The sequence below is a fragment of the Acidovorax sp. SUPP2539 genome (genome assembly GCF_030158975.1).
Classification (GTDB): domain Bacteria; phylum Pseudomonadota; class Gammaproteobacteria; order Burkholderiales; family Burkholderiaceae_C; genus Paracidovorax.
In genome coordinates this window covers 793,331-819,269 of sequence record NZ_BQXJ01000001.1, presented here as the reverse complement: position 1 = coordinate 819,269, position 25,939 = coordinate 793,331, and the positions used below count along the sequence as shown (strand labels likewise).

Below are 25,939 nucleotides of genomic sequence, written 5' to 3'. Positions count from 1 at the left end.
ATGGGTTCCTCAGGCGCGATCGGCCACACGCTCGCCCAGCAGGCCCGAGGGGCGCAGCGTGAGGATGATGATGAGCACGATGAATGCAAAGATGTCGGTGTAGTGGCTGCCCAGCAGGCCGCCTGTGAGGGTGCCGATGTAGCCCGAGCCGATGGCCTCGATCAGGCCGAGCAGGATGCCGCCCACCACCGCGCCGGCCAGGTTGCCGATGCCGCCGAACACCGCGGCCGTGAAGGCCTTGAGGCCCGGCAGAAAGCCCATGGTGTGCTGCGCGGTGCCGTAGTTGGAGGCATACATGATGCCGGCGATGGCCGCCAGGATGGCGCCGATGATGAAGGTCGCCGAGATCACCATGTCGGGCTTCACGCCCATGAGGGAGGCCACACGGGGGTTTTCCGCGGTGGCGCGCATGGCGCGGCCGAGCTTGGTGTAGTTCACCAGATACACCAGCGAAGCCAGTGCGACCACCGTCACGCTCAGGATCAGCACCTGGGTGGAGGTGATCACCGCGCCGCCGACCTGGAACGGGGTCGTGGGCAGCAGGGTGGGATACGGCTTGTAGTTGGGCTTCCAGATGATCATGGCCAGCGTCTGCAGCAGGATCGACATCCCGATGGCGGTGATCAGGGGCGCCAGGCGCGGACTGCTGCGCAGCGGCTTGTAGGCGACCTTCTCGATGACGAAGTTCAGCGCCGCGGCGACGACGCAGGCGATCAGGGTGGCCAGGAGAAGGATGATCCAGCCCGGAGCCCCGGGCATGGCCTCTTGCATCAGGCCAATGCAACTCCAACTGGTGAGAGCGCCGATCATCAGCACTTCCCCATGGGCAAAATTAATCAGCTGAATAATGCCGTACACCATCGTGTAGCCCAAGGCTATCAAGGCGTACATGCTGCCGAGAACCAGACCGTTGATGATCTGCTGCAGCAAGATGTCCATAAAAAAAGTCCTTCGTGTTTGTAACGCGCGCACTTCGCAAGCCAAGATCGGCAGTGCCTTGTGAGCCCCCAATGCCACCTAGCAAAAAACCCGCCAGGAGCAAAGCTGTGCGGGTTTGGTGGACGGGATTGTAGCCAGTCGAAACCGTGCGCCTTTAGCACGTTTGGCGGGGTTTTCCCTTGGACTCGGGCGCCATCAGCGGGGCGACGTCACCATTAGCCGGGGTGATGCAGCCGAGGGATTGGCCCGGGTGGCTTATACGGTTCAGCAGCCGCCAACCGCCCCGCCCGAGGGGGCGGCCGGTGGGCCGGGCGGAGATGCTGCCCGGTGAGGGACCGGGGGTGCGCAGCCTCGCAGCGCCCTCCCCTTCCCCCTCAATCCTTGACCGCGTCCTGGTCCAGCTGGCGCAACTGAGCCAGCTTGTCGGCGATCTTGGCCTCCAGCCCGCGGGGCACCGGCTGGTACCAGCCGGGCTCGGGCATGTCCTCGGGCAGGTAGGTCTCGCCCGCCGCGTAGCCGCCGGGCTCGTCGTGGGCATAGCGGTAGGCCTTGCCATGGCCCAGTTCCTTCATCAGCTTGGTGGGCGCGTTGCGCAGGTGGTTGGGCACCTCGCGCGACTTGTCCTTCTTGATGAACGCCTTGGCCTGGTTGTAGGCCATGTAGCCGGCGTTGCTCTTGGGCGCCACCGCCAGGTAGATCACGGCCTGGGCCAGCGCCAGTTCGCCCTCGGGCGAGCCCAGGCGCTCGTAGGTGAGCGCCGCGTCGTTGGCAATCTGCATGGCGCGCGGGTCGGCCAGGCCGATGTCCTCCCAGGCCATGCGCACGATGCGGCGCGCGAGGTATTTCGCATCCGCCCCGCCATCCAGCATGCGGCTGAGCCAGTACAGCGCCGCGTCGGGGTGCGATCCGCGCACGGATTTGTGCAGCGCCGAGATCTGGTCGTAGAAGTTGTCGCCGCCCTTGTCGAAGCGGCGCGCGTTGAGGGTGAGCGCGCTCTCCAGGAAAGCGGCGTCCACCTGCTGCACCCCGGCGGCGCGCGCGGCGGTGTCGGTCTGCTCGACCAGGTTGAGCAGGCGCCGCGCATCGCCGTCGGCATAGCCCACGAGCGTGTCCACCGCCGCGTCGTCCAGCTGCAGGTGGGTGAGCACCTTGTCCTGCGCCCGGCGCACGAGCTGCTTCAACTCGTCGTCGGTCAGCACCTGCAGCACATACACCTGGGCACGCGAGAGCAATGCCGAATTGACTTCGAACGACGGGTTCTCGGTGGTCGCGCCCACGAAGGTCACCAGGCCCGACTCCACGAACGGCAGCAAGCCGTCCTGCTGGCTCTTGTTGAAGCGGTGGATCTCGTCCACGAACAGGATGGTCTTCTTGCCCAGCGCCAGGTTGTGCTCGGCCTGCTCCATCGAGGCGCGGATTTCCTTCACGCCCGAGAACACCGCCGACAGGGCGATGAACTCATAGCCGAACGCGCTCGCCGTGAGCCGCGCCAGCGTGGTCTTGCCCACGCCGGGCGGGCCCCAGAGGATCATCGAATGCGGCTTGCCCGACTCGAACGCCAGCCGCAGCGGCCGGCCTGCACCGATCAGGTGCGACTGGCCGATGACCTCGTCCAGGCTGGCCGGGCGCAGGGCCTCGGCGAGCGGCGCGGTGGGGGCGGAGGAAAAGAGATCGGCCATGGTCTTGGGGGTCAATGGGTAGGCTCAGTGAAGAAGTGAACGCGATGGGGGCAAAAGACCAAGAGCCACCGGCGGCGGGCCGGGCGCGGGGTTACGCGGGAGGAAGCTCGGCAAGGCAGGCGGCATGGCCCCCGACGCCCGATTATTCTCTGTCCCCTCTTAGGGCGCGTCGTCCCCATGGGCATGCGGGAATTTCCCGCACAATGCCGCGGCGCCCATTTCGATTCGAAAACCCAAGGAGGAGCCCCCCCATGTCCATCGCTGCCAATGCCGTCGTCGCCCTGATCGCCCTGCTCCACGTCTACATCCTGGTGCTGGAGATGTTCCTTTGGGACAAGCCCGCCGGCCTGCGCGCCTTCGGGCAGAGCGCCGAACGGGCCGCCGCCACCAAGGTGCTGGCCGCCAACCAGGGGCTGTACAACGGCTTTCTCGCGGCGGGCCTGTTCTGGGGCCTGTGGCTGGGCGGCGCCGGCCTGGGCGTGAAGGTGTTCTTCCTGCTGTGCGTGCTGGTGGCCGGCGTGTTCGGCGCCGCCACGGCGTCCCGCAAGATCCTGTTCATCCAGGCCATTCCGGCCGCCGTGGGCCTGGCCCTCGTGCTGCTGGCCTGATCCGGTGCGCTGCGGCGCCAGGGTGCAGGCCATGCATCAAAATACCCGCCAGCGCAATCAGTACTAGGGCATTACGCTACAAATACGATAGCAAAAAGACTTTTAGCCGGTCACTGCTTGACCACGTCCGCGCCCGCTGGCGGCTTGAAGTCGAACGTCGAGACCGGCAGCGAGGCGCTCGACTGCACGTTGGTGAAGCGGATGGCCGAGCGCTGGCCGAAGCTGTCCAGGATGTCGAGCGCCGCGAGCCGTTCGCCCTGGAAGCCCACGCGCACGCTCTTGAGCTGTCCGTCCTTGGCCCTCGGCGTGGCCAGCACCCACTGCAGTCCGTCCTGCTCGGGCTGCGACTCCAGAGCGAAGTCGGCGCGCAGCGCCTGCAGGTCAGGCGCCGAGGCCAGCAGCGCTGCCGGCGTGGTGCCCAGGGCCTGGGCCTGCGCGCGCTGGGTGACCTGGTTCAGGTCGGCGTCGTAGAGCCACAGCGTCTTGCCGTCGGCCACGATGGTCTGCTCGAAGGGCTTTTGGTAGGTGAAGCGAAAACGCCCAGGGCGCTGGAATTCGAAGGTGCCGCTGGACGTCTTGGTGCGCGCCGCCTCGCCGTCCTTCGGGGGAGCGGTGACGGTCTGCGTGAAATCGGCACGGCCAGCGGCCGCACCCTTCATGAAGGACTCGAGGCTTTTGAGGCCGTCGGCGCTGGCGCACTGGGCAGCGGCCGCGATCAGGGCGGTGAGGATGATTTTTTTCATGGGTTCTCGGTATCTGAGGCCGGGTGCCGGCTTTTCCAGGGCCGCCGGCTCATTCGCCGCCGCCGCGGGCAGGCACCAGCACTTCGCGCTGGCCGCTGGTGGTGAGGCCGCTCACGAGGCCGGCCTTCTCCATGTCTTCGAGCAGACGGGCGGAGCGGTTGTAGCCGATGCGCAGCTTGCGCTGTACGTACGAAATGCTGGCCTTGCGGTCCTTGAGCACCACCTCCACGGCCTGGTCGTACATGGGGTCCTTCTCGCCGCTGCCTCCGTCCCCGTCGCCCAGCGGGCCGTCGTCGCCATCGACCGTGCCGCCCTCCAGCACGCCCTCGATGTAGTCGGGCTCGCCCTGGCTCTTGAGGTAGCTCACCACGCGGTGCACCTCTTCGTCGGACACGAAGGCGCCGTGCACGCGCACCGGCAGGCCGGTGCCGCTGGCCATGTAGAGCATGTCGCCCATGCCCAGCAGGGCCTCGGCGCCCATCTGGTCCAGGATGGTGCGGCTGTCGATCTTGCTGCTCACCTGGAAGGCGATGCGCGTCGGAATGTTGGCCTTGATCAGCCCGGTGATCACGTCCACGCTGGGGCGCTGCGTGGCCAGGATGAGGTGGATGCCGGCCGCGCGCGCCTTTTGCGCCAGGCGGGCGATCAGCTCTTCGATCTTCTTGCCCACCACCATCATCAGGTCAGCCAGCTCGTCGATCACCACCACGATGTGCGGCAGGCGCTGCAGCGGCTCGGGCTCTTCGGGCGTGAGGCTGAACGGGTTGTAGATGAACTCCTCGCGCGCCTTGGCCTCGTCGATCTTCACGTTGTAGCCGGCCAGGTTGCGCACGCCCAGTTTGCTCATGAGCTTGTAGCGGCGCTCCATCTCGGCCACGCACCAGTTCAGGCCGTGGGCGGCCTGCTTCATGTCGGTGACCACGGGCGCCAGCAGGTGCGGAATGCCTTCGTACACCGACATTTCCAGCATCTTGGGGTCGATCATCAGCAGGCGCACATCGCGCGCCTCGGCCTTGTAGAGCAGCGAGAGGATCATGGCGTTGATCCCCACCGACTTGCCCGAGCCGGTGGTGCCGGCCACCAGCACGTGCGGCATCTTGGCCAGGTCGGCCACCACGGGGTTGCCCACGATGTCCTTGCCCAGGCCCATGGTGAGCATGCTCTTGCCCTCGTGGTAGACGTGCGAGCCGAGGATCTCGGACAGCCGGATCGACTGCCGCTTGGCGTTGGGCAGCTCCAGCGCCATGAAGTTCTTGCCCGGGATCGTCTCGATCACGCGGATGGAGACCAGCGACAGCGAGCGCGCCAGGTCCTTGGCCAGGCCCACGATCTGCGAGCCTTTCACGCCGGTGGCAGGCTCGATCTCGTAGCGGGTGATGACCGGACCCGGCATGGCGGCGACCACGCGCACTTCCACGCCGAAGTCCTTGAGCTTCTTCTCGATGAGGCGGCTGGTCATCTCCAGGGTCTCGGGCGAGACCGTCTCCTGGCGCTGCGCGGGCGGGCCGTCCAGCAGATCGACCTGCGGCAGGCGGCTGTCGGGCATGTCGGTGAAGAGGGGTTTTTGGCGCTCCTTCACCACGCGGGCGCTCTGGGGCACGTCGGACAGCACCGGCTCGATGATCTGCACCGGCTGCGGATGGTGCTGCTCGACCTCGTGGCGTTCCTCCAGCACCACCTCTTCGCGTTCGCGCGCGGCGCGCTTGCCCACGGCCACGTCCTTGGCCTTCTCGCGCTTGGCCCGGCCCAGCTGCACCAGCGCATCGATGCGCCCGCCCAGCCGCTCGGCCACGTGGCCCCACGAGAAGCGGAACACCAGTGCCGCGCCCAGCACCACCAGGATCACGCCCACCAGGCCCGAGCCGGTGAACCCCAGCCACTTCACGCCCGCAGGCCCGGTGAGATAGCCGATCGCACCGCCCGCATGGCCGGGCAGCAGGGACTCCAGCCGGTACAGGCGCGACCACTCCAGCCCGGTGCTGGCCGCCATCAACACGACGAGGCCGCCCCAGAACATCGCGCGCCGCACCATCGGGCTGTGCGCATTGGCGCCGGCGTCTTCGCCGCCCCGCATCCAGCGCGCCAGGGAAGACAGCCAGGCCCGCACCGCCGCGGCCACGCACCACCAGACCGAAAAGCCCAGCGCGAAATAGCTGCTGTCAGCCAGCCAGGCACCGAAGCGGCCGGCCCAGTTGGCCATGAGCCGGCCGTCGCCCACGCCCGAGGTGGACCAGGCGGCGTCCTGCCCCGAATAGGTCGCCAACGCCAGCAGCCAGAAAACCAGGGCCACGAGACCGAGCACCAGGCTGATCTCGTGGCCGAAACGTGCGGCCCCGCTGCGGGGCGGCGACTTGCCTGCGGAGGCATTGAGGGTATTGAGGGAGTAGGTCATAAACGTGCGCGGCCAAGCTTACCCCATGCGCATTGCGCGGTTTTTGCGCCGGTCGCGGCATCGAGCGCCCCGGTGGAGCGCCCGGCTTTTCATCGCTTCTTACAATGGGCGCGATTGAAAAAGCGGCGCCTGCCGCCCGTGGCGGCGGGTTGATACTCCGCGGCTGCGGTCCCATCTGCCCATCCAGCCCGGCCGCGGGCATACAAACATTTACCTTCCTTCCATGTCCAACACGCAACACGCCAAAGTCCTGATCCTCGGCTCCGGCCCCGCCGGCTACACCGCCGCCGTGTACGCAGCGCGCGCCAACCTGAGCCCCGTGCTCATCACGGGCATCGCCCAGGGCGGCCAGCTGATGACCACGACGGAAGTGGACAACTGGCCGGCGGACGTGCACGGCGTGCAGGGCCCCGACCTGATGCAGCGCTTCCTGGAGCATGCCGAGCGCTTCAAGACGCAGATCGTGTTCGATCACATCAACCAGGTGGACTTCAGCCAGCGGCCGTTCACGCTCAAGGGCGACAGCGGCACCTACACCTGCGACGCGCTCATCCTGGCGACCGGCGCCTCGGCCAAGTACCTGGGCCTGCCGTCCGAGGAGGCCTTCATGGGCCGCGGCGTGTCGGGCTGCGCCACCTGCGACGGCTTCTTCTACCGCGAGCAGGACGTGTGCGTGGTCGGCGGCGGCAACACCGCCGTGGAAGAGGCGCTGTACCTGTCCAACATCGCTCGCAAGGTCACGCTGGTGCACCGCCGCGACCGGTTCAAGGCCGAGCCCATCCTGGTGGACAAGCTCAACGAGAAGGTGGCGGCCGGCAAGATCGAGCTCAAGCTCTTTCACACGCTGGACGAGGTGCTGGGCAACGACGGCGGCGTGACGGGCATCCGCGTCAAGAGCACGGTGGACGGCCGCACCGAGGACATCGCGCTGCAGGGCTGCTTCATCGCCATCGGCCACTCGCCCAACACCGCCATCTTCGAAGGCCAGTTGACCATGGAGAACGGCTACATCGTCACGCAGGGCGGCCTCAAGGGCTTCGCCACGCAGACGAGCGTGCCGGGCATCTTCGCCGCAGGCGACGTGCAGGACCATGTGTACCGCCAGGCCATCACCAGCGCGGGCACGGGCTGCATGGCCGCGCTGGATGCGCAGCGCTTTCTCGAGCAGGATGGCGTCATCTGAACAAAGCGGGCTATAATCCGCGGCTTTGCTGAAATTGGGCGGGCTTTGCGCCATCCTGGACACGGCAATCGGGTTACCGCCACCCTGAACTGGCGAGGTGAGGCCGACGGCAGGCCTTGCGATCCAAAGCGTTCTTCGCTGGCGATCCGCAGGGCACCCGCTCGAAGGCCGTTGAAAACATTGGAGTGTCCTCATGGCACGCGTATGTGAAGTCACGGGCAAGGGCCCGATGGTCGGGAACAATGTTTCCCACGCCAACAACAAAACCAAGCGCCGGTTCCTGCCGAACCTGCAATACCGCCGTTTCTGGGTCGAGAGCGAAAACCGCTGGGTGCGCCTGCGCATCTCCAACGCCGGCCTGCGTTTGATCGACAAGAACGGTATTGACTCCGTGCTCGCAGACCTGCGCGCACGTGGCCAAGCTTAAGGAGAAGCACCATGGCAAGCAAAGGCGGACGCGACAAGATCAAGCTGGAATCCACTGCGGGTACCGGCCACTTCTACACCACCACCAAGAACAAGAAGACGATGCCCGAGAAGATGCTGATCATGAAATTTGATCCAAAAGCTCGCAAGCACGTCGAATACAAGGAAATGAAGCTGAAGTAATCCAGCCTCAGGCCCCTTCAAGAACCGCCCGGCACCCCGGGCGGTTTTTTTATGCCCGCCGCGCCGTGCATGTTCGCTGGCCGGTGTGTTGCTTATCGGCGCCTGCCCCGGCAGCGGGCGCGTCAGGCCGCGCGGCGCAGTGCCGGCTCGGCGCGCTGCTGGGCCATGAGCGTGCCCAGCGTGCGGTAGGCCTCCTCCACCTCGGGCGTGAACGGCATGCCGCAGCTCAGGCGCAGGAAGTTTTCGTAGCGCCCGGTGTTGGAGAACATCGGGCCCGGCGCGATCCGGATGCCGCACTGCAGGGCCTGGTCGTACAGGCGCGTGGTGGAAATGTCGGGGGGCAGTTCCAGCCACAGGCTGATCCCACCCGGCGGCAAACTCAGGCGCGTGCCGACCGGAAAGTACCGTGCCACGGCGCGCGCCGAATGCTCCCGCTGCACACGCAACTGGGTGCGCATGCGGCGCATGTGGCGCTCGTAGGCCGGCGAGTCCACGCTGCGCGCGGCCAGCAACTGGGACCAGGTCTGCATGTTGCGCGTGCGGGCGAACTTGAGCATCTGCACCCGGGCCTGCCAGCGCCCGGCGCTCATCCAGCCCTGGCGCAGGCCGGGCGCGAAGCTCTTGCTGAGCGAGGCGCAATAGATCACCTGCCCGGCATCGCCCACCTTGTCCCAGGCTTTGGCGGGCCGCAGTGCGCGGGGCGACTCGACGAACTCGCGGTAGATGTCGTCCTCGACGAGCGCCAGCCCGTATTCCACGCACAGCGCCACCAGGCGTTCCTTGTGCGCATCGGGCATCACGCTGCCCTGGGGCATCTGCAGGTGGGGCACCACCACCACGCCCTTGAGGCGCGGCTCGTTGCGCGCCGCCAGTTCCAGCGCCTCCAGCGAAATGCCGGTGTGCGGGCTGCAGGGAATCTCCAGCGCCTTCAGGCCCCGCACCTGGATGGCCTGCAGGATGCCGAAGAACGTCGGCGACTCCACCGCGATCACGTCGCCCGGGTCGGCGATGGCATCCAGCGCCAGGGTGACCGCCTCCGAGTTGCCGTGGGTGGCGCTGATGTCGGAAGGCGCCAGGCACACCCCGAACGTGAGCGCATGGCGGGCCATCGCCTGCTGGAACTCCACATGGGTGGTGGGCGCCGAGGGCCCGTAGACGAGGATATCGGGCTGCTCGCGCAGCAGGCTTTGCGCCAGCCGGTTCAGCGCCCGGGCATCGAACAGGCTGGGCGCCGGCATGGCGCTGCCCAGGTCCAGCGGCACCGGGCCGGCGCGGCGCGCCTTTTCCAGGAACATGGAGATGCGCTCGTTGATGCCGGCGAACACGCTCGGGTCGTCCGGCAGCGGCTCCAGCAACTCGGGCTCACGCGCGCCGGGCAGCGCCATGCCGCCGGGCTCGCGCACGAAGTAGCCCACGCGCTCGCGGGCCTCCACGCTGCCCTGGGATTCGAGGTGCCGCAGCACCTGCAGCGCGGTCGTCAGGCTCACCTGGTGGCGCTGGCACAGCTCGCGCACCGACGGCATGCGCATGCCCGGCTGCAAACTGCCGGCGGCGATCGCCTGCTCGTACAGGGCCGCCAGTTGGCGGTACAGGGGGGTGGTCTCTCGGGGATCGGCAGAGCGGGACATGGCAGGCATCGGAAGAACCCGCGCGCCAGGCCCCGCGCGCGGCAAGCGGGAATCCCATCATGCCCCGGCACGGTGCACCGGAACAGATACAGGATGGAACATGGCGAACCATAACAGCCCCCTGCCGATCGCGGCTGTTCTACCTGCCGCCGGTGGCGCTTGTACCTGCCCCAAAAGGCCGGCTTTTCTTACGCTGGAGTCCTCATCCGAAGGAGTCCGCCATGACGCAAGCCCCCCGCCCGACCGCCACTGCCACCACCTCCGCCACCCCTGCCCTGCGCCTTGTTCTGGACATCCCGCCGGGGCAGCATGTGCTGGCCTGCCTGCCCCCGGCCAGCACGCTCCGGGCGCTGGAAGGCGACATCGCACTGGGCTTCGGCCCGCTGGTCTGCGGGCAGGTGCTGCATGTGGGCCAGCAGACGCTGGTGGCCGGGCAAGCACTCACCCAGGACGGCGGTGCGCCCACCGCCTGGGTAAGCCTGGGCAACCCGGGCCGCCGGCCGGTGCGCGCCGTATTGATCGAAGCGGTGCCGCAGCCCGGCGCCCTGGCGCAGGCCTGGGCATGGATGAAGACCCGGTGGCACGCTGCCGCGGCCAGCGGAGCACGGGCGTCCGGCGAGGTCGGCGCAGCGCACTGAGCCGCAGCCGACACGGGTCGGCCCCGGGCAACCGAAGCGTTGCCGACCCGGCAGTCCGTGAGGGTCAGACCTGCGCCGCGCGCAGCCGAAGCGAAAACTCGCGCAGGGCCGCCACGCCGCTCTCCTCGGCACGGTGGCACCAGGCCTGCAGGTCGGCCGTGAGCTGCTCGCGCGACTGCGAGGTGTTCAGCCACAGCTGGCGCAGTTCTTCGCGCATGGTCATCATCTTGTCGAGCACCGGATGGGCAGCGCGGGCCTGGGCCAGGTGCGGCTTGGCGCGGGCGGGCACCTTCTCGGCATCGCGATGGGCCCAGCGGCGGGCGGCGCGCAGCACGGACACGTCGCCCTTGCGCGCCTTGAGCGCTGCCAGTTCCTCGCGGCAGGCCTGGCGCACACCGCGGGCGTAGCCGGCCATCACTTCGTAGCGGTTGGCGATGAGCGCCTCCAGCGTGTGCTCGTCGGCCACCGGCTTGACGGCGCCCAGGCGCAGCTTGGGCGGCACCTTCTTGACCGTGGCCCAGCCGACGGCGCGCATCAGGGAGATGTACATCCAGCCGATGTCGAATTCATAGGGCTTGACCGAGAACTTGGCCGCGGTCGGATAGGTATGGTGGTTGTTGTGCAGCTCTTCGCCGCCGATCACCACGCCCCAGGGCACGAGGTTGGTGCTGGCATCCTGCGCCTCGAAGTTGCGGTAGCCCCAGAAGTGCCCGATGCCGTTGACCACGCCGGCCGCCCAGAAGGGAATCCACAGCATCTGCACGGCCCACACCGTGGCGCCCAGGCCGCCGAACAGCACCAAGTTGATGATGAGCATGAGGCCCACGCCCTGCCAGGCGAACCTGCTGTACACGTTGCGCTCCACCCAGTCGTCGGGCGTGCCGTGGCCGAACTTGCGCACCGTCTCGGCATTGTTCGCCTCGGCACGGTACAGCTCGGCGCCGCGCCACATCACGGTGTCCAGGCCGCGGGTCTGCGGGCTGTGGGGGTCTTCCTCGGTCTCGCACTTGGCGTGGTGCTTGCGGTGGATGGCCACCCACTCGCGGGTCACCATGCCGGTGCCCAGCCACAGCCAGAAGCGGAAGAAGTGCGAGGGCACCGCGCCCAGCTCCACCGAACGGTGGGCCTGCGCGCGGTGCAGAAAGATGGTCACCGCCGCGATGGTGATGTGCGTGGTGAACAGCGTGTACAGCACCACCTGCCACCACGACAGGTTCCACAGGCCGGAGCCCAGCCAGTCGATGGCGGCGTTCAGAACAGCCCAGTCGGGTAACAGCATAGGGAGCCTTCGCTAGCAAACAAAGTGAATGCCGCCCCTTTCGGGGGCAACTGAATGATTTTAGGGGGCGATGCAGGCACGAAGCCGCGTATACCCGCAACACCGCCGGTGTCTTGCGGGGGTGCGCGGCACGGCTTTCAGGGCTTGCGCGTCCACACGGCGGCAAAAAAACCGTCGGTCTGGTGCAGATGGGGCCAAAGGCGCAGATAACCAGTGCCCGATTCCGTTCCGCTGCACAGCGCGCCGGCCTGCTCGACCTTGAGCTGGGTGAGCAGTTCGGCCGCATCGGCCGGCACGAAGTCGGGGTGCGCGGCACCGAAGGCTTCGGCGATGGCTTCGTTCTCCTCGGGCAGCACGCTGCAGGTGGCGTACACCAGCCGGCCACCCGGCTTGAGCAGGCGCGCGGCGCTGGCGAGGATGGCCGTCTGCTTGGCCACCAGTTCCTGCACCGCCTGGGGGCTCTGGCGCCACTTCAGGTCGGGGTTGCGGCGCAGGGTGCCCAGGCCGGAGCACGGCGCGTCCACCAGCACGCGGTCGATCTTGCCGGCCAGGCGCTTGATGCGGTCGTCGCGCTCGTGTGCGATGGCGGCGGGGTGCACGTTCGACAGGCCGCTGCGGGCCAGCCGGGGCTTGAGCGCGTCGAGCCGGTGGGCCGACACGTCGAAGGCATAGAGGCGCCCGGTGTTGCGCATGGCCGCGCCGATGGCCAGCGTCTTGCCGCCGGCGCCGGCGCAAAAGTCGACCACCATCTCGCCGCGCTTGGCATCGAGCAGCAGCGCGAGCAACTGCGAGCCTTCGTCCTGCACCTCGACGGCGCCGCGCGTGAAGGCATCGAGCTTGGTGAGCGCGGGCTTGCCGTCCACGCGCAGGCCCCAGGGGGAGTACGGGGTCGGCTGGGCCGGAATGCCGGCCTTGGCCAGTTCCTTTTGCACATCGGCCCGCTTTTCCTGCAGCGCGTTCACGCGCAGATCGAGCGGTGCGCTCTGCGAGAGGCTGTCCACCAGGGGCCAGAAGCCATCGCCCAGCTGGCTCTTGAGCGGCGCCACCAGCCACTCGGGCAGGTTGTGGCGGTGGCGGTCCATGAGGTCGTCCGCCGGCACGGCATCGCATTGGTCGAGCCAGTTCTTTTCCTGATCGTTCAGGGCGCCGCGCAGGAAGTCGCGCGCGCTGGAGGCATTGCCTGCACCGGCGCGGCGGGCCTGCTCGTCCTGGCTGTGCGCGAAGCCCAGGATGGCCAGGCGCCGTTCCTTGGGGCCGCTGCCCGAGCGGGCGAGCTGCTCGAACAGCAGCTTCTTGCGCAGCACCGTGTAGGCGGTCTCGGCGAGGGTGGCGCGCTCGCGCGGGCCCAGGGAGCGGTTGTCACGGAAAAAACGGGACACCACCGCGTCGGCGGGGTGTTCGAGGGTCAAGGTCAGCCTGACGAGTTCAGCGCAGGCGTCCAGAAGGGCTTTGGGGTGCATCGCCCGATTGTCCCACTGGCGCCGCCCCGGCCTGCCGGGGCCCTCGCCGGTGCTATCTCGACAGCACCGGCGCGAAGGCCGAGCGCTCGATCTCCTGCAGCGTGGGCGACTCCCCCGCCCACAGCACGAGCGCCGGCCCGGGCAGGCTGAGGGTTCGCTCCAGCCAGCGGCACAGCCCGTAGCGGTCCTCATCGTCCATGGCCGGCAGGAGCACGAAGACGAGGTAGGCCCGCCGCTGCGGAAACTCCCGCAGGGCCTTGGACACGATCCAGCATTTCACCACCGGGCGGCAGCGGGCCAGTTCGGACTGCACCTCGCTCAGTTCGAACGGCGAGAGATCGTGTCGCGCCACCCGGCTGAAGTACGGCGGGGTGGACAGCTCCTCCCACGCCCGCTCCTCGGCCTCGCCCGCCTGGCGCAGCCGCTCGCGCCAGTGCTTGAGGCCTTCGGCGTCGTAGTCCAGGCCCGGGCGCGTCGTCTCCAGTTCAGCGACGGCGGCATTGGCCGCCCACCAGCGCCGGGCCGGCGCTGCATCCCACAGCCGCGCCAGCACGGCCAGGCGGGCCTCCCGGTCGGGGGCCGGCAGGCAGCGGGCCAGCCCCTGCAGCGCGCCGGCGTGCTCGCTGCTGCGCTGCAGGGCGGCCTCGTACAGGGGGCGCACATCGGCAGCGGGGTCCAGGTGGCGCAGCAGCGTGGCCCATTCCACGGTTTCGTCGGCGTTGTTGCGGGCCGCGCTGGCTTTCAGCGCCTCGGCCCGTTCGCGCACCCGGGTCAGCCAGGCGTGGTGTTCCTTCCAGCCGGTGGCGTTTTCCTGGCACCACAGGCGGTCGAAATGGTCGATCCAGCGCTGCGGGTCGCGGCCCAGCAGCGACAGGGCGCCGCGGCGCGAGCCTTCGGGCAGGGCGGGTCGCGCACCGGTGAGCGCCTCGACCCGGTCGCGCAGCACCGGGTGGGTGTCGTCCACGCCGCTGATGCGCCTCACGGCCTGGCGCAGCGCCTCCTGGGCGAAGCTGGCCTCGACCGGCATCGCCAGCAGGCGGCGCAGGGCGCCGTAGGGGCCCGCCGGCAGCGGGTGGGCGGCTGCCGTGCGCCAGTGCCCGGGCCAGAACTCGTCCGCCAGCCAGGCGGCCTTGATCTCGATCTCGGCCAGCGCCGCGGCCGCCACGTCGGGGCCCAGCAACCGGCCGGCGATGCGGTCCGCCTCGTATTCGTCCTGGCGCGCCAGGGCGAACGTCCGCGCGGCGAAGCGCGGGAAGTACCAACGCAGGAAGGCCTGCGTGGCCGCCGCCACCGGCCCGCTGCCATCGCGCAGGCCCTCGTGCAGGCGCAGCCAGCCCAGCCGCGTGCGGTAGATCCAGGCGGTGAATTGGCCGTGGCCACCGCGCAGGTGGCCGTATTCGTGCGCCAGCACGGCCATCAGGCGCGGCTTGTCCAGCGCCATGACGAGCGGCAGGCCGATGGTGAGGTGGTTGACCGCGCCGCCGAACAGCCCCCAGCGCGGCGTCTGCCGGATGCTGGCGTTGAAGTCGCCGTCCAGGTACACGCCGTGCAGCGCCGGGCCCTTGACCTTGGTGCGGATGCGCTCCAGCGCCTCGAACAGGCCGGGCGCATCGGCCGCCGTGATGGGCAGGCCATCGGGCGCATCGATGCGCACCCAGAGTGCGCGCAGGCAGGTCCACAGCAGGCCGCCCGCCCCGAGCACCACCCACACGTAGGCCACGCGAAAGCGGCCATGCCACAACTGGGGCAACACCCACGCCAGCAGCCCCGCCGACAGCAGCAGGCAACCCACCACCCAGGCGTACCCCAGGGCCGCGAAAGCGGCGACACTGCGCCGGTACGCGCTGGAGTCTTCAGCGCTCGCGTGCTCGCTCATGCGCACCATGTGCACGAAATCCGCCTGGTCCATGTCCCGCCATCCCCCGTTTGCCAATCCGCCATCGTATCCATGACCGACGACCTTCCCGCCCTGCGCCCCACCCCGCCCGGCCTCTATCGCCACTACAAGGGCCTTCTGTACGAGGTGATCGACACCGCGCGCCACAGCGAGACACTGGAGCCCATGACGCTGTACCGCGCGCTCTACGGCGAGCGCGGGCTGTGGGTGCGGCCCGCCGCGATGTTCGAGGAAACCGTGGTGATCGACGGACGGGAGCAGCCGCGCTTTCAGCGGGTGCAGGCATCGCCGGAAGCCGTGCCCACGGCCAAGCCATAAAAAGGCCAAATGCCCTAGATCCGATTGCCTTGATAGCTATTATTTTTATAGCAAATTAATGCTAATCCGTTGCGATACGCCAGCTTCGGATGGACCATGGCGTGTTCGTGCGGCAAAGCAAATTCCACTGCGCCAGGAACACCATCCTGCTTCATCCTCTGGCCTGTGCCAGTCGAAGCAAAGGCCTGGCCCGTGAAATTTTCCAAACTGCTGCCGCACTCCCGCCCCACCCCGAACGCGGCCCCGTCGACCTCGCCCGGGAAAGCATCGGGTACGGCGCCCAAAGCCAGCAGCAGCAGCAGCAGCAGCCACGGCGGTGGCGGCCTGCTGTCCGGCCTGGTGGGGCGCCATTCCAGGCCGCAGGCAGCGCCCCGGCCGCGCCAGCCCCTGGACAGCACTGCCAGCCAGCGGGCGTCCGACGTGGCCTCCGCCATCCGCTACATGAACGTGAGCGCCGGATCGGCTTTTACCGCCCCAATCCCCCGCCCCGCAGCGGAGCCACCGGCGGCGCAAGCCCCTTCCGGGACGCACCCGGAGATCCGGCAGGAGCCGCCGCCCACAGCGCAGCCCTTACCGGATTCGGCACACGCCGAGGAGATCCAGACCGACGAGAGCCCCGAGGTGCAAGCCGCGATGGCCCGACTGCAAGGCCGGACCCTGTTCACCATCGCCGAGGAGCCCGAGCTGGAGGCACAAGCGGCGAGGGTCACCCTGCAGGATCTGTTCGATGACGAGGACCATGCGAAGGCAAAGGCCCAGGCCAAGGCGCAGGCCAGTTTGCCGGCGGCGGCGGCCACCACCGCGCCGGCGCATGCGCCCTCCAGGGGAATCGCGCAGCGGCTGCGCCATTTCTTCCAACGGTCTTAGCCGGAGCGCGGGCGACGCGGGCCATCCCCTGCCGGGCCCCTGCCAGGGCGATTCGATGCGCCAACGTGCCAGCGCCAGGAGATTGATTGCCTCCATAGCTATTGTTTTTATAGCAAACGCATTGCCTGGCCGGCCCCGCCCCCGCGCGGCAGGGTCACGGTGGCGACCAGCCCACCGCCCGGCGCATTGCACAGCTGCAGGCTGCCGCCGTGGCGCTGCGCGATGTCGTGCGCGATCGACAGCCCCAGGCCCACGCCGCCGCTGTGCCGGTTGCGCGAGCCTTCCACGCGGTAGAAGGGCTGCATCACCCGGTCCAGCTCCTGCTCGGGCAGGCCGGGCCCGTGGTCGCGCACGGCGATGCGCACCGCGGCGCCATCGTCGCTCAGCGTGATCTCGGCGCCGCCGCCGTAGCGCACGGCATTGCCCACCAGGTTGCCGATGCAGCGGCGCAGCGCGCCCACCCGCGCCGGCAGCGGCCGCGCGCTGCCCTGCAGCGTGACGGCGTGGCCGCAGTCCTGCTCGTCGTCCACCAGGCTCTGCAGCAGCGCCCCGATGTCCAGCGGCGCCACCGGCTCGGCATGGGCCACGCCGCGCAGGTGGTCGAGCGTGGCGGTGATCATGGCGTCCATCTCGCCGATGTCGCGGCAAAAGCGTTCGCGCTCGCCGTCGTCGTGCAGGGTTTCGGCGCGCAGCCGCAGCCGGGTGAGCGGCGTGCGCAGGTCGTGCGACACCGCGGCCACGAAGCCGTCGCGCTCGGCCAGTTGCTGGCGGATGCGCGCCTGCATCTGGTTGAAGACGCGGCTGGCCTCGCGGCATTCGGCGGGGCCGTCCTCGGGCAGTGGCGGGCCGTGGAGATCGCCACCCAGGTCGCGCGCGGCGCGGGCCAGCCGGTGGATGGGCTGGGACAGCCAGCGCGCGCCCCACCAGGCAGCGAGCATGAGGGCCAGCAGCCGCACCCCGATGTCCAGCGCGAGGCCCGCGTGCAGGAAGCCGGGGCGGCGTTCGCGCGAGGGGCCGCCGGATTCGGGCGGCCGGGCGGGTGGCGGGCGCCGCGCGGCATCGCCATCCATGGCGGCCTCCGGTGGTGGTGGCGGGCCCATGCCGGCCGGGCGCAGCTCGAACATCAGCGTGAGGGCCAGCACGTGGCTGGCCGTGACGGCCACGAACAGCAGCAGCGCCAGCCGGCCGAAAAGGGTGTCCGGCAGCCAGCGCCGCCACCCTGTGCGCGCGGGCGCCGTCGGCACCGTGGCCGCGGCCTGCGTCACTGCGCCCTGCCCGCCAGCCCCTGCACGGTCTGGGTGTGGAACAGGTAGCCCACGCCGCGCACCGTGCGGATGAAGGCGGGTGCGCGCGGGTCGTCCGACAGCTTGTGGCGAAGGCGCGAGACCAGCAGGTCGATGCTGCGCTCGAACGAATCCATGGTGCGGCCACGCGCATGCTCCATGAGCTGGTCGCGGCTGCACACGCGCCGCGGCATGCGCAGGAAGGTGCACAGCAGGCGGTATTCGGCGTTGGTGAGCGGCACGGTGACGCCGGAGGGCGAGACGAGATGGCGCTCCACGCTGTGCAGCGCCCAGCCGTCGAAGCGCACCACGTCGTCCGGCACCGCGGGCGCGGCGGCGGGACGGCCCGCCGCGCGCCGCAGCACGTTCTGGATGCGCGCGACCAGCTCGCGCGGCTCGAAGGGCTTGCTCATGTAGTCGTCGGCGCCCATTTCCAGCCCGAGCACGCAGTCGTACGGATTGGCGCGCGCGGTGAGCATGATGATAGGCACGGCCGAGCGCTCGCGCAGCTCGCGCGCCAGGGTGATGCCGTCGGTGCCGGGCAGCATGATGTCCAGCACGACGAGGTCCATGGCCTGCGCGGCCATGCGCTCGCGCAGGGTCTGCGCATCGCGCGCCGCATGGGTGGCATAGCCGAAGCGGGCGAGGTACTGCGTCAGCAGCGCGGTGATGTCGTCGTCGTCATCGACCACCAGGATGTGTTGCATGGGAGCGGGCGGAAAAGCGGGGTTGCCGCCCCAGTGTACGCAGCGCCCGCGCGGCGTTGCGCGGGAACTGGCGGGCTTTTTCCCCGCTGTTCGCGCCTTGGCGAACCCTTTCGTACCAGGCCCGATACAAACGGGACAAACCGCCGTTACCGGCGCTTCCAAGAATGGGCTGCAGGCTGCTGCCGGTGCGCGCGCCCCGCTCCCGGGACGCACGACGGCGCGGCAGCCGCCAACCCTTGGAACGAAAGGAACGATGATGACGACCATCAGTAGTGTCGGCAGCGCGTGGTCCAGTGCGAGCGTCCAGCGGGCTTCGCGCCCCGGGCCTTCGCCGGAGCGCCTGTTCGGAAAATTGGATGCCGATGGCAGCGGCGGCGTGGACGGCACCGAGCTGCAGGGGCTGCTGGACAAGGTGGCGAAGAAAAGCGGTGTGGACAGCAGCACCAGCGCTTCGGACCTGATCCAGAAGTACGACAGCGACGGCAACGGCAGCCTGAGCAGCGACGAGCTGTCCAAGACGCTGGAAAGCGTGCTGCCGCAGCGCTCCACCATGGACTTCGCCCAGTCGCGCAGCGACGCCGGCAGCGGCGCGACCGGCCAGGCCGGCGACGACCTGTTCGGCAAGGTGGACAGCGACGGTGACGGCAAGGTGAGCCAGGACGAACTGCAGTTCCTGCTGGAGAAAGTCTCCGGCGGCACGGCCAGCGCCACCGGCACCAGCAGCGACGAACTGTTCGGCCAGCTGGATTCGGACGGCGACGGCAGCCTGTCGCAGGCGGAGTTCGATGCCGGCCGGCCCTCGGGCCAGGGCGGCGCGGGCGGACCGCAGGCGGGCGGCATGCCGCCCCCGCCGCCCGGCGGACCGGGTGGCCCGGGCGGGCCAGGTGGAGCGGGGGGTGCCAGCAGCGCGAGCGCATCGTCCGGCAGCACCACCTATGACGTGCTGGACACGAACGAAGACGGTGTCGTGTCGGCCTCGGAACTGGCGGCAGCCAGCACCACCAACACGTCCGGCAGCTCGACCGATGCGGTCACCGCGCTGTTCAATGCCATCGACACCGACGGCGACAAGCAGCTCAGCGCCAGCGAGTCGTCGTCGTTCATCGACCAGTTGACGCAGTGGGCGACGGCCAATGCCACCAGCAGCAGCAGCAGCAGCAGTACCGGCCAGGACGACGGCACCGCCAGCGCCTCCCGCAGCGGCCAGCGGCTGGACCTGACCCAGCTGGCCGAACAGGCACGCCGGCAATACGCGGCGGCCGCCAGCGCGTGGACCAGCAGCAGCAACGCCAGCACCTTGAGCGCCATGGCCTGAGTCGGCAGCCAGCCGCGCCCGCAGGCACCGGGCGCCCGGCCCCTGGTTTTGCCGGTCCACGCAGTGCTGCACAGCCCGTCAGTGGACGAGCTGCGTGGACCGGCACCCTGCGCCGCTGGCCTTTGAGCCAAAAGCGGCTCCAGCACAATATCCTCTAGGGCATATCGCTATATTTTTTATAGCAAAAGCATCGATACGCCCACGCTGCTCCCGTTCTGTGACCCAGGAAAAGACCCTGGCCGTATCAAATGGATACAACGGAATGGCCGGATGCTGCGTACACACTCACTGTCGTTCCTTCAGTGAAGCCATTGATGTCCCCCACCCAGAAACCCGACGCTCCCGCCGACGCCACGCCCCCGGCCCCCGACCCGGCCCAGGGCGCCCCCCTGCCCTTCAACGAGGCCCAGCGCCTGGAGGCCCTGGACAAGCTGCGGGTGCTCGACACCAACCCCGAGCAGGCCTTCGACGACCTCACCATGCTGGCGTCGGCGGTGTGCCAGACGCCGATCGCGCTGATTTCGCTCATCGATGCGGAGCGGCAGTGGTTCAAGTCGCGCACCGGCATCGACACGCCCGAGACGCCGCGCGAGCTGGCCTTCTGCGCCCATGCCATCCTGCAGCCCGACTATGTGTTCGAGGTGCCCGATGCGCACCTGGACCCGCGTTTTTCCGGCAACCCGCTGGTCACCGGCGAGCCGGGCATCCGCTTTTATGCCGGCGCGCCGCTGGTGACCTCGGACGGCATGCCCATCGGCACCGTCTGCGTGATCGACCGCGAGCCCCGCACCCTGACGGACGCCGAGCGCCGCGCGCTCGAATCGCTGGCCCGCCAGGTGGTGACCCAGCTGGAGCTGCGCCAGGCCATGGCCGGCCTCGAACTGGAGAGCATGACCGACGGGCTCACCGGGCTGTGGAACCGGCGCTGCCTGGACCGCCAGCTGCGCACCAGCTGGGACGAAGGCAAGCGGGCCGGGCAGCCGCTGAGCCTGGTGATGGTGGACCTGGACCACTTCAAAAGCGTCAACGACGACCTGGGCCACCCGGCCGGGGACGCCATCCTGCGGCATGCGGCCGAGGTGGTCCGCAGCCACGTGCGGGCGGGCGATTTCGTGGCCCGCTTCGGCGGCGAGGAATTCTGCGTGGTGCTGCCTCAGACGCACGCCACCGGCGCCCGCCTCGTGGCAGAGAAGCTGCATGCGGCATTGAATGCCAGCACCTGGCCGCACCGGCCGGTCACCGCCAGCTTCGGGGTGGCCACGGCGGGGTTCGAAGAGGTGAGCGATCCCCACGCGCTGCTGGCGCGGGCCGACCGGGCGCTCTACGTGGCCAAGGATTCGGGACGCAACCGGGTCTGCGTGTTCGACGGCTGGTCCTGAGCGGGGGCCGCCGCCCGGCGGTCCGGATCAGCCCAGCCGGTGCAGCAGTTTGAGCACGGCGCGGGGGTAGATGGCGTGTTCCTGCGCCAGCACGCGCGCGGCCAGCACCGGCGCGGTGTCGCCGGGCAACACCGGCACCACGCCCTGGGCCAGGATGGGGCCGCAATCGAGTTCGGCCGTCACCTCGTGCACGGTGGCGCCGGCCACCTCACAGCCCGCATCGATGGCGCGCTGGTGCGTGTGCAGCCCCGGAAAGGCGGGCAGCAGCGAGGGATGGATGTTGACCAGCCGCCCGGCGTAGCGCGCTACGAACGCGGGCGTCAGGATGCGCATGAACCCCGCCAGCACCACCAGCGCCGGCGCATGCGCATCGATGCGCTCGGCCAGCGCCGCATCGAAGGCCTCGCGCGAATCGAACGCCCGGTGGTCCAGCGAATCCGTGGCGATCCCTTCGGCCCGGGCCCAGGCCAGGCCCGCGGCGTCGGCCTTGTTGCTCAGCACGGCCACCACCCGGGCGCCGTGGCGGCCGGCCCAATCCTGCTGGCGCGAAGCATTCACGATGGCTGCCATGTTGGAGCCGCTGCCGGAGATCAAAATCACGATGTTCTTCATTGCCGGAAATTATCCCCCGCCATGCCCTTCGATCCCCGCACCCGCCCCCTGTCGCCCACCGAGGCCCGCGTGCTCGCCACGCTGATGGAAAAGGCCCGCACCGTGCCCGACAGCTACCCCCTCACGCTCAACGGCGTGCTGACCGGCTGCAACCAAAAGAGCAGCCGCGACCCGGTGATGCAGTTGACCGAGCCCCAAGCCCAGGAGGCGCTCGATTCGCTGCGCCTGCGCACGCTGGCGGTCGAGATCGGCGGCAACCGGGCGACGAAGTTCGAGCACAACTTCCCGCGCGGCATCGGCGTGCCCGACCAATCGGCGGTGCTGCTTTCCCTGCTGATGCTGCGCGGTCCGCAAACCGCGGGCGAGCTGCGCATCAACTCCGAACGCTGGCACCGGTTCGCCGACATCTCCTCGGTGGAGGCCTTCCTGGACGAGCTGCAGTCGCGCAGCGAAGAAAAGGGCGGTCCGCTGGTGGTGCAGTTGCCGCGCGCGCCCGGCGCCCGCGAGCAGCGCTGGGCCCACCTGCTGTGCGGCCCGGTCGATGCGAGCCAGTACGCCGCCGGTGCTTCGGCCGCCGAAGCCCCCGCCGCCCAGGGACTGGCCCCGCGCGTGGCCGCCCTGGAGGCCGAAGTGGCCCAGTTGCGCGCCACGGTGCAGCGCCTGTGCCAGGAACTGGGGCTGGAGGCACCGGAGCCGCAAGGCGCTGCGCCCGTGTCGCCGCCCGGACAGGAGTAAAAAGCACGACCGTGCTACAACCGGCGGATCGGCTCGAACCGGCAGCCCGAGGAGACACACCGCATGGATCTCGCATTCACCCCCGAAGAACAGGCCTTCCGCGAAACGATTCGCGCCTGGGTCAAAGAGCATCTCCCCCCGGAGATTTCGCACAAGGTGCACAACGCCCTGCGCCTGACGCGGGGCGACATGCAGGGCTGGGCCAAGATCCTGGGCAAGAAGGGCTGGCTGGGTTTCGGCTGGCCCAAGGAGTTCGGCGGCCCGGGCTGGACCGCCGTGCAAAAGCACCTGTTCGAAGAGGAATGCGCCCTGGCCGGCGCGCCGCGCATCATCCCCTTCGGCCCGGTGATGGTGGCGCCCGTCATCATGGCCTTCGGCAATGCCGAACAGCAAAAGCGCTTCCTGCCCGGCATCGCCAGCGGCGAGGTGTGGTGGAGCCAGGGCTACAGCGAGCCCGGCGCGGGCTCGGACCTGGCCTCGGTCAAGACGCGCGCCGAGCGCGTGGGCGACCACTACGTGGTCAACGGCCAGAAGACCTGGACCACGCTGGGCCAGTACGGCGACTGGATGTTCAACCTCGTGCGCACCAGCACGGAAGGCAAGCCGCAGACCGGCATCTCTTTCCTGCTGCTCGACATGAAGTCGCCCGGCGTCACGGTGCGGCCCATCAAGCTGCTGGACGGCGAGTGCGAGGTCAACGAGGTCTTCTTCGACAACGTGAAGGTGCCCGCCGAGAACCTGATCGGCGAAGAGAACAAGGGCTGGACCTACGCCAAGCACCTGCTGAGCCACGAGCGCACCAACATCGCCGACGTGAACCGCAGCAAGCGCGAGCTGGAGCGCTTGAAGCGCATCGCCCGCGCCGAGGGGCTGTACGACGACCTGCGCTTTCGCGACCAGATCGCCCTGCTGGAGGTGGACATCGTGGCGCTGGAAATGCTGGTGCTGCGGGTGCTGTCGGCCGAAAAATCGGGCAAGAACTCGCTTGACATCGCGGGCCTGCTCAAGATCCGCGGCAGCGAGATCCAGCAGCGCTATGCCGAACTGATGATGCTGGCCGCCGGCCCCTTCAGCCTGCCCTTCATCGAAGAGGCGATGGAGGCCGGCTGGCAGGGCGATGCGGGCGCCGGCGCGCTGGGCGGCTTCCCGGGCGGCGAGGTGGCCAATGCCCCGCTGGCCGCGAACTACTTCAACCTGCGCAAGACCACCATCTACGGCGGCTCCAACGAGGTGCAGCGCAACATCGTCGCCCAGACCGTTCTGGGCTGAACCCCACCCCCTCCCGCCAGGGCGAGAACTTCGCCAGGAGTGAAAAAAATGGACTTTGATTTCTCGGACGACCAGCAATCGCTGCGCGAGGCGGTGCGCCGCTGGGTGGACAAGGGCTACACCTTCGAGCGCCGCCGCGGCATCGTCGCGGCCGGCGGCTTCGACCGCGCGGCCTACAACGAACTGGCCGAGCTGGGCCTCACGGCCCTGACCGTGCCCGAGGCGCACGGCGGCCTGGGCCAGGGCCCGGTGGACGCCATGGTGGCCCTGGAGGAACTGGGCCGGGGCATCGTGCTGGAGCCGCTCGCCCAGGCCTTCATCGCCAGCAGCGTGCTGGGCCAGTACGCGCCCGAAACCGTGCAGGCCGACTGGCTGCCGCGCATCGCCAGCGGCGAGACCCTGGTCGTGCTGGCGCAGCAGGAGCGCAAAGCCCGCTACCGCCTCGACGTGTGCGAAGCCACGGCGACATCGGCGCCATCAGGCCATGCGCTGACCGGTCTCAAGAGCATCGTCCCGGCCGGCGACCAGGCCGATGCCTTCCTGGTGCCTGCCCAACTGGATGGCGCGATCGCCCTCTTCCTGGTCGAACGCAGCGCGCCGGGCGTCACCACGCGCGGCTACGTCACGCAGGACGGCAGCCGCGCGGCCGAGGTGCAGCTGGCCGACGCACCCGCCACCCTCGTCACCACCGACGGCCTGGCCGCGCTGGCCCTGGCGGTGGACACCGGCATCGCCGGCGTGTGCGCCGAGGCCGTGGGCGTGATGGACCAGGCGGTATCGCTCACCGTGGACTACATGAACCAGCGCAAGCAGTTCGGCGTGGTGATCGCCAGCTTCCAGGCCCTGCGCCACCGCGTGGCCGACATGAAGATGCAGTTGGAGCTGGCGCGCTCGATGAGCTACTACGCCAGCCTCAAGCTCAACGCACCGGCGGACGAGCGCCGCCGCGCCATCGCCCGCGCCAAGGTGCAGCTGGGCCAGTCGATGCGCTTCGTGGGCCAGCAGTCGGTACAGCTGCACGGCGGCATCGGCGTGACCGACGAATACATCGGCAGCCACTACTTCAAGAGGCTCACCCAGTTGGAGATGACCTACGGCGACACGCTGCACCACCTGGGCGAGGTATCGGCGCGCATGCAGGACACGGCCGGCGTCTTCGCCTGACGGGGCGGGCCTGGCGCGGCCGGCTATTCGGACAGCACCTCGAACGCGAGGAACTGGCTGATCTGCGTGTCGTTGAAGTTGTTGTCGGACACCATCACCAGGCTGCGGTGGCCGTTGGCCAGACGCGGGCCCCAGGCCATGCCCTCGATGTTGTCCAGCGTGCGCAGGCCCAGCGTGTTCAGGTTGAGCACCAGGCGCTTGCGCACTGCGGTAAAGCCGCCCGAGGCCAGCGAGGCGATGCCGCTCACGTCGGTCGCATCCCGGGTGTCGATCTCGTACAGGCGGATGTACATGCGGTACAGGTCGTCGCTGCCCTGCACGCCCGAGCGCTCCAGCACCAGGAAGCGGTGGTCGTCCACCGCCAGCATTTCCGACACGCCGTTGTCCGCGTTCTTGCCCGTGCCCGGAACCGCCTGGATGGGATCGACCGGATAGGCCACCTGGCGCAGCAGCGCACCGCTGCGGTTGTACTGCAGCATGCGCGAATACGCGCCCGCCGTGGGCGTGGGCACCGGGCCGTCCTGATAGAGCGGGGCCTCCATGGCGGCCCACAGCGATGCGCCGTCGGCCGAGAAGCTGAGTCCCTCCAGCGTGAGGTTGTTGCGCGCGCCGGTCGCCTGCGTGGGCGACATGCGGTAAGCCGCAGGCCAGGGCAGCGCGCCCAGGGCCCGGCCGCTGGCATCGGCATGCATCACGAACGGGTCCAGGCCCAAGCTGCGATCGCCCTCACTGGTCCACCACAGGCTGCCGTCGCGCGGATCGATGCGGATCGCCTCCGGATCGGGCACGGGGCTGGTCGCCGTGGAGGCCGTGCGCGCGGGGTACACGCTGCCGTCCGCCTGGCGCAACGGCATGGTGCCCAGGAACTGCACGGGTGCGAATGTGGATGGGTCGAACTGCAGGCGCGCGGTATAGAAGCGCGCGGGGTTCTTGTCCGAGCGGTCGTCGCTGACCAGCACCCAGGTGTCGCGCGCGGCGTCGTAGTCGATGCCCGAGAGCCCCCCCACCAGCGTGCCGCCCACCTGCAGCGTGTTCGGCACGGTCTGCTCGCCGATCAGGCGCACGCTGATGTCGCGGGCACCGCCGTCGCTGCCCCCACAGGCGGCAAGGCACACGGAGAGGATGGCAGCGCAGGCAAGGGGTCTGAACATGGACGGCTCTTCGGACAAGGTGGATGGCAAGGGTGGACAGCGCCGGACCTTAGCGGGCCCGCATGACAAGTTGATGGCGCTCGC

24 protein-coding genes are annotated in these 25,939 nt (G+C 69.2%); 12 read left to right on the top strand and 12 right to left on the bottom strand.

Annotated elements, in window-relative coordinates; translation table 11 throughout:
* Positions 1-9: 9 nt before the first annotated feature.
* Together AVTE2539_RS03660 and AVTE2539_RS03655 are read right to left on the bottom strand one after the other, a co-directional pair.
* Positions 10-939 carry a branched-chain amino acid ABC transporter permease gene (locus AVTE2539_RS03660; protein ID WP_272564621.1) on the bottom strand — a complete coding sequence of 310 codons (930 nt, stop codon included), beginning with the start codon at positions 937-939 and terminating at the stop codon, positions 10-12.
* Between the two features lie 374 nt (positions 940-1,313).
* Positions 1,314-2,618: a replication-associated recombination protein A gene (locus AVTE2539_RS03655; RefSeq protein ID WP_284409412.1), complete on the bottom strand. Its 1,305-nt coding sequence runs from the start codon at positions 2,616-2,618 to the stop codon at positions 1,314-1,316.
* Positions 2,619-2,869: 251 nt separating this feature from the next.
* Here AVTE2539_RS03655 and AVTE2539_RS03650 point away from each other — a divergent pair, with 251 nt between their 5' ends.
* Positions 2,870-3,226 carry a DUF1304 domain-containing protein gene (locus tag AVTE2539_RS03650; protein ID WP_272564622.1) on the top strand — a complete coding sequence of 119 codons (357 nt, stop codon included), beginning with the start codon at positions 2,870-2,872 and terminating at the stop codon, positions 3,224-3,226.
* A gap of 110 nt (positions 3,227-3,336) precedes the next feature.
* Here AVTE2539_RS03650 and lolA read toward each other — a convergent pair whose 3' ends face one another.
* Positions 3,337-3,969 carry an outer membrane lipoprotein periplasmic chaperone LolA gene (lolA, locus tag AVTE2539_RS03645; protein WP_284408394.1) on the bottom strand — a complete coding sequence of 211 codons (633 nt, stop codon included), beginning with the start codon at positions 3,967-3,969 and terminating at the stop codon, positions 3,337-3,339.
* Between the two features lie 49 nt (positions 3,970-4,018).
* Positions 4,019-6,361, bottom strand: coding sequence for a DNA translocase FtsK (locus AVTE2539_RS03640; RefSeq protein ID WP_284408393.1), 2,343 nt, complete (start codon positions 6,359-6,361; stop codon positions 4,019-4,021).
* Between the two features lie 223 nt (positions 6,362-6,584).
* Here AVTE2539_RS03640 and trxB point away from each other — a divergent pair, with 223 nt between their 5' ends.
* The 3 genes from trxB (at position 6,585) to rpmG (ending at position 8,153) form a co-directional block, all read left to right on the top strand.
* Positions 6,585-7,544, top strand: a complete 960-nt coding sequence (trxB, locus tag AVTE2539_RS03635) for a thioredoxin-disulfide reductase (protein WP_272564625.1) — start codon at positions 6,585-6,587, stop codon at positions 7,542-7,544.
* Positions 7,545-7,737: 193 nt separating this feature from the next.
* Positions 7,738-7,971: a 50S ribosomal protein L28 gene (rpmB, locus tag AVTE2539_RS03630; RefSeq protein ID WP_087496789.1), complete on the top strand. Its 234-nt coding sequence runs from the start codon at positions 7,738-7,740 to the stop codon at positions 7,969-7,971.
* An 11-nt stretch (positions 7,972-7,982) separates the two neighbouring features.
* Entirely contained in the window at positions 7,983-8,153 is a 171-nt protein-coding gene (gene rpmG, locus AVTE2539_RS03625) for a 50S ribosomal protein L33 (RefSeq protein ID WP_008904999.1), read from the top strand.
* A 122-nt stretch (positions 8,154-8,275) separates the two neighbouring features.
* Here the strand turns inward: rpmG and AVTE2539_RS03620 are convergent, their stop codons facing one another.
* On the bottom strand, positions 8,276-9,781 hold the full coding sequence (locus AVTE2539_RS03620; RefSeq protein ID WP_284408392.1) for an aminotransferase-like domain-containing protein: 1,506 nt from the start codon (positions 9,779-9,781) through the stop codon (positions 8,276-8,278).
* Positions 9,782-10,002: 221 nt separating this feature from the next.
* On the opposite strand from AVTE2539_RS03620, the gene AVTE2539_RS03615 reads away from it, so the two are divergent.
* A complete protein-coding gene (locus AVTE2539_RS03615; protein WP_284408391.1) occupies positions 10,003-10,419 on the top strand; it encodes a hypothetical protein in 417 nt (138 codons plus the stop codon).
* A 64-nt stretch (positions 10,420-10,483) separates the two neighbouring features.
* On the opposite strand, the gene AVTE2539_RS03610 is transcribed toward AVTE2539_RS03615, so the two are convergent.
* The 3 genes from AVTE2539_RS03610 to AVTE2539_RS03600 all read right to left on the bottom strand — a co-directional run bounded on the left by AVTE2539_RS03610 (position 10,484) and on the right by AVTE2539_RS03600 (position 15,067).
* A complete protein-coding gene (locus AVTE2539_RS03610; RefSeq protein WP_284395190.1) occupies positions 10,484-11,698 on the bottom strand; it encodes a DesA family fatty acid desaturase in 1,215 nt (404 codons plus the stop codon).
* Between the two features lie 137 nt (positions 11,699-11,835).
* The gene (locus AVTE2539_RS03605; protein ID WP_284408390.1) at positions 11,836-13,158 is read right to left on the bottom strand and encodes an RsmB/NOP family class I SAM-dependent RNA methyltransferase; all 1,323 of its coding nucleotides are present in this window, start codon (positions 13,156-13,158) and stop codon (positions 11,836-11,838) included.
* A 52-nt stretch (positions 13,159-13,210) separates the two neighbouring features.
* On the bottom strand, positions 13,211-15,067 hold the full coding sequence (locus tag AVTE2539_RS03600) for a M48 family metallopeptidase (RefSeq protein WP_284408389.1): 1,857 nt from the start codon (positions 15,065-15,067) through the stop codon (positions 13,211-13,213).
* Between the two features lie 39 nt (positions 15,068-15,106).
* On the opposite strand from AVTE2539_RS03600, the gene AVTE2539_RS03595 reads away from it, so the two are divergent.
* Positions 15,107-15,373, top strand: coding sequence for a DUF1653 domain-containing protein (locus tag AVTE2539_RS03595; protein WP_284408388.1), 267 nt, complete (start codon positions 15,107-15,109; stop codon positions 15,371-15,373).
* 192 nt (positions 15,374-15,565) lie between these two features.
* Positions 15,566-16,240: a hypothetical protein gene (locus tag AVTE2539_RS03590; protein WP_284408387.1), complete on the top strand. Its 675-nt coding sequence runs from the start codon at positions 15,566-15,568 to the stop codon at positions 16,238-16,240.
* Between the two features lie 107 nt (positions 16,241-16,347).
* On the opposite strand, the gene AVTE2539_RS03585 is transcribed toward AVTE2539_RS03590, so the two are convergent.
* Together AVTE2539_RS03585 and AVTE2539_RS03580 are read right to left on the bottom strand one after the other, a co-directional pair.
* Positions 16,348-17,505, bottom strand: a complete 1,158-nt coding sequence (locus tag AVTE2539_RS03585; RefSeq protein WP_284408386.1) for an ATP-binding protein — start codon at positions 17,503-17,505, stop codon at positions 16,348-16,350.
* Positions 17,502-18,230, bottom strand: coding sequence for a response regulator (locus AVTE2539_RS03580; protein ID WP_284395201.1), 729 nt, complete (start codon positions 18,228-18,230; stop codon positions 17,502-17,504). The genes AVTE2539_RS03585 and AVTE2539_RS03580 overlap by 4 nt, the downstream gene beginning before the upstream one ends.
* A 256-nt stretch (positions 18,231-18,486) precedes the next feature.
* On the opposite strand from AVTE2539_RS03580, the gene xopAW reads away from it, so the two are divergent.
* Both xopAW and AVTE2539_RS03570 read left to right on the top strand, forming a co-directional pair.
* Complete coding sequence (gene xopAW, locus AVTE2539_RS03575) at positions 18,487-19,545, top strand: XopAW family type III secretion system calcium-binding effector (RefSeq protein ID WP_284408385.1); 1,059 nt, start codon at positions 18,487-18,489, stop codon at positions 19,543-19,545.
* A gap of 314 nt (positions 19,546-19,859) precedes the next feature.
* A complete protein-coding gene (locus AVTE2539_RS03570; protein ID WP_284408384.1) occupies positions 19,860-20,924 on the top strand; it encodes a sensor domain-containing diguanylate cyclase in 1,065 nt (354 codons plus the stop codon).
* A gap of 27 nt (positions 20,925-20,951) precedes the next feature.
* Here the strand turns inward: AVTE2539_RS03570 and purN are convergent, their stop codons facing one another.
* Complete coding sequence (gene purN / locus AVTE2539_RS03565) at positions 20,952-21,536, bottom strand: phosphoribosylglycinamide formyltransferase (RefSeq protein ID WP_272564637.1); 585 nt, start codon at positions 21,534-21,536, stop codon at positions 20,952-20,954.
* Positions 21,537-21,557: 21 nt separating this feature from the next.
* Here purN and AVTE2539_RS03560 point away from each other — a divergent pair, with 21 nt between their 5' ends.
* The 3 genes from AVTE2539_RS03560 to AVTE2539_RS03550 all read left to right on the top strand — a co-directional run bounded on the left by AVTE2539_RS03560 (position 21,558) and on the right by AVTE2539_RS03550 (position 24,704).
* The gene (locus AVTE2539_RS03560; RefSeq protein WP_284408383.1) at positions 21,558-22,271 is read left to right on the top strand and encodes a YceH family protein; all 714 of its coding nucleotides are present in this window, start codon (positions 21,558-21,560) and stop codon (positions 22,269-22,271) included.
* 63 nt (positions 22,272-22,334) lie between these two features.
* Positions 22,335-23,540, top strand: a complete 1,206-nt coding sequence (locus AVTE2539_RS03555; RefSeq protein ID WP_272548712.1) for an acyl-CoA dehydrogenase family protein — start codon at positions 22,335-22,337, stop codon at positions 23,538-23,540.
* A 48-nt stretch (positions 23,541-23,588) separates the two neighbouring features.
* Complete coding sequence (locus tag AVTE2539_RS03550) at positions 23,589-24,704, top strand: acyl-CoA dehydrogenase family protein (protein ID WP_284408382.1); 1,116 nt, start codon at positions 23,589-23,591, stop codon at positions 24,702-24,704.
* Positions 24,705-24,727: 23 nt separating this feature from the next.
* Here AVTE2539_RS03550 and AVTE2539_RS03545 read toward each other — a convergent pair whose 3' ends face one another.
* Positions 24,728-25,855 (bottom strand): esterase-like activity of phytase family protein, encoded by a 1,128-nt coding sequence (locus tag AVTE2539_RS03545; RefSeq protein WP_284408381.1) that lies wholly within the window; start codon positions 25,853-25,855, stop codon positions 24,728-24,730.
* Positions 25,856-25,939 lie beyond the last annotated feature (84 nt).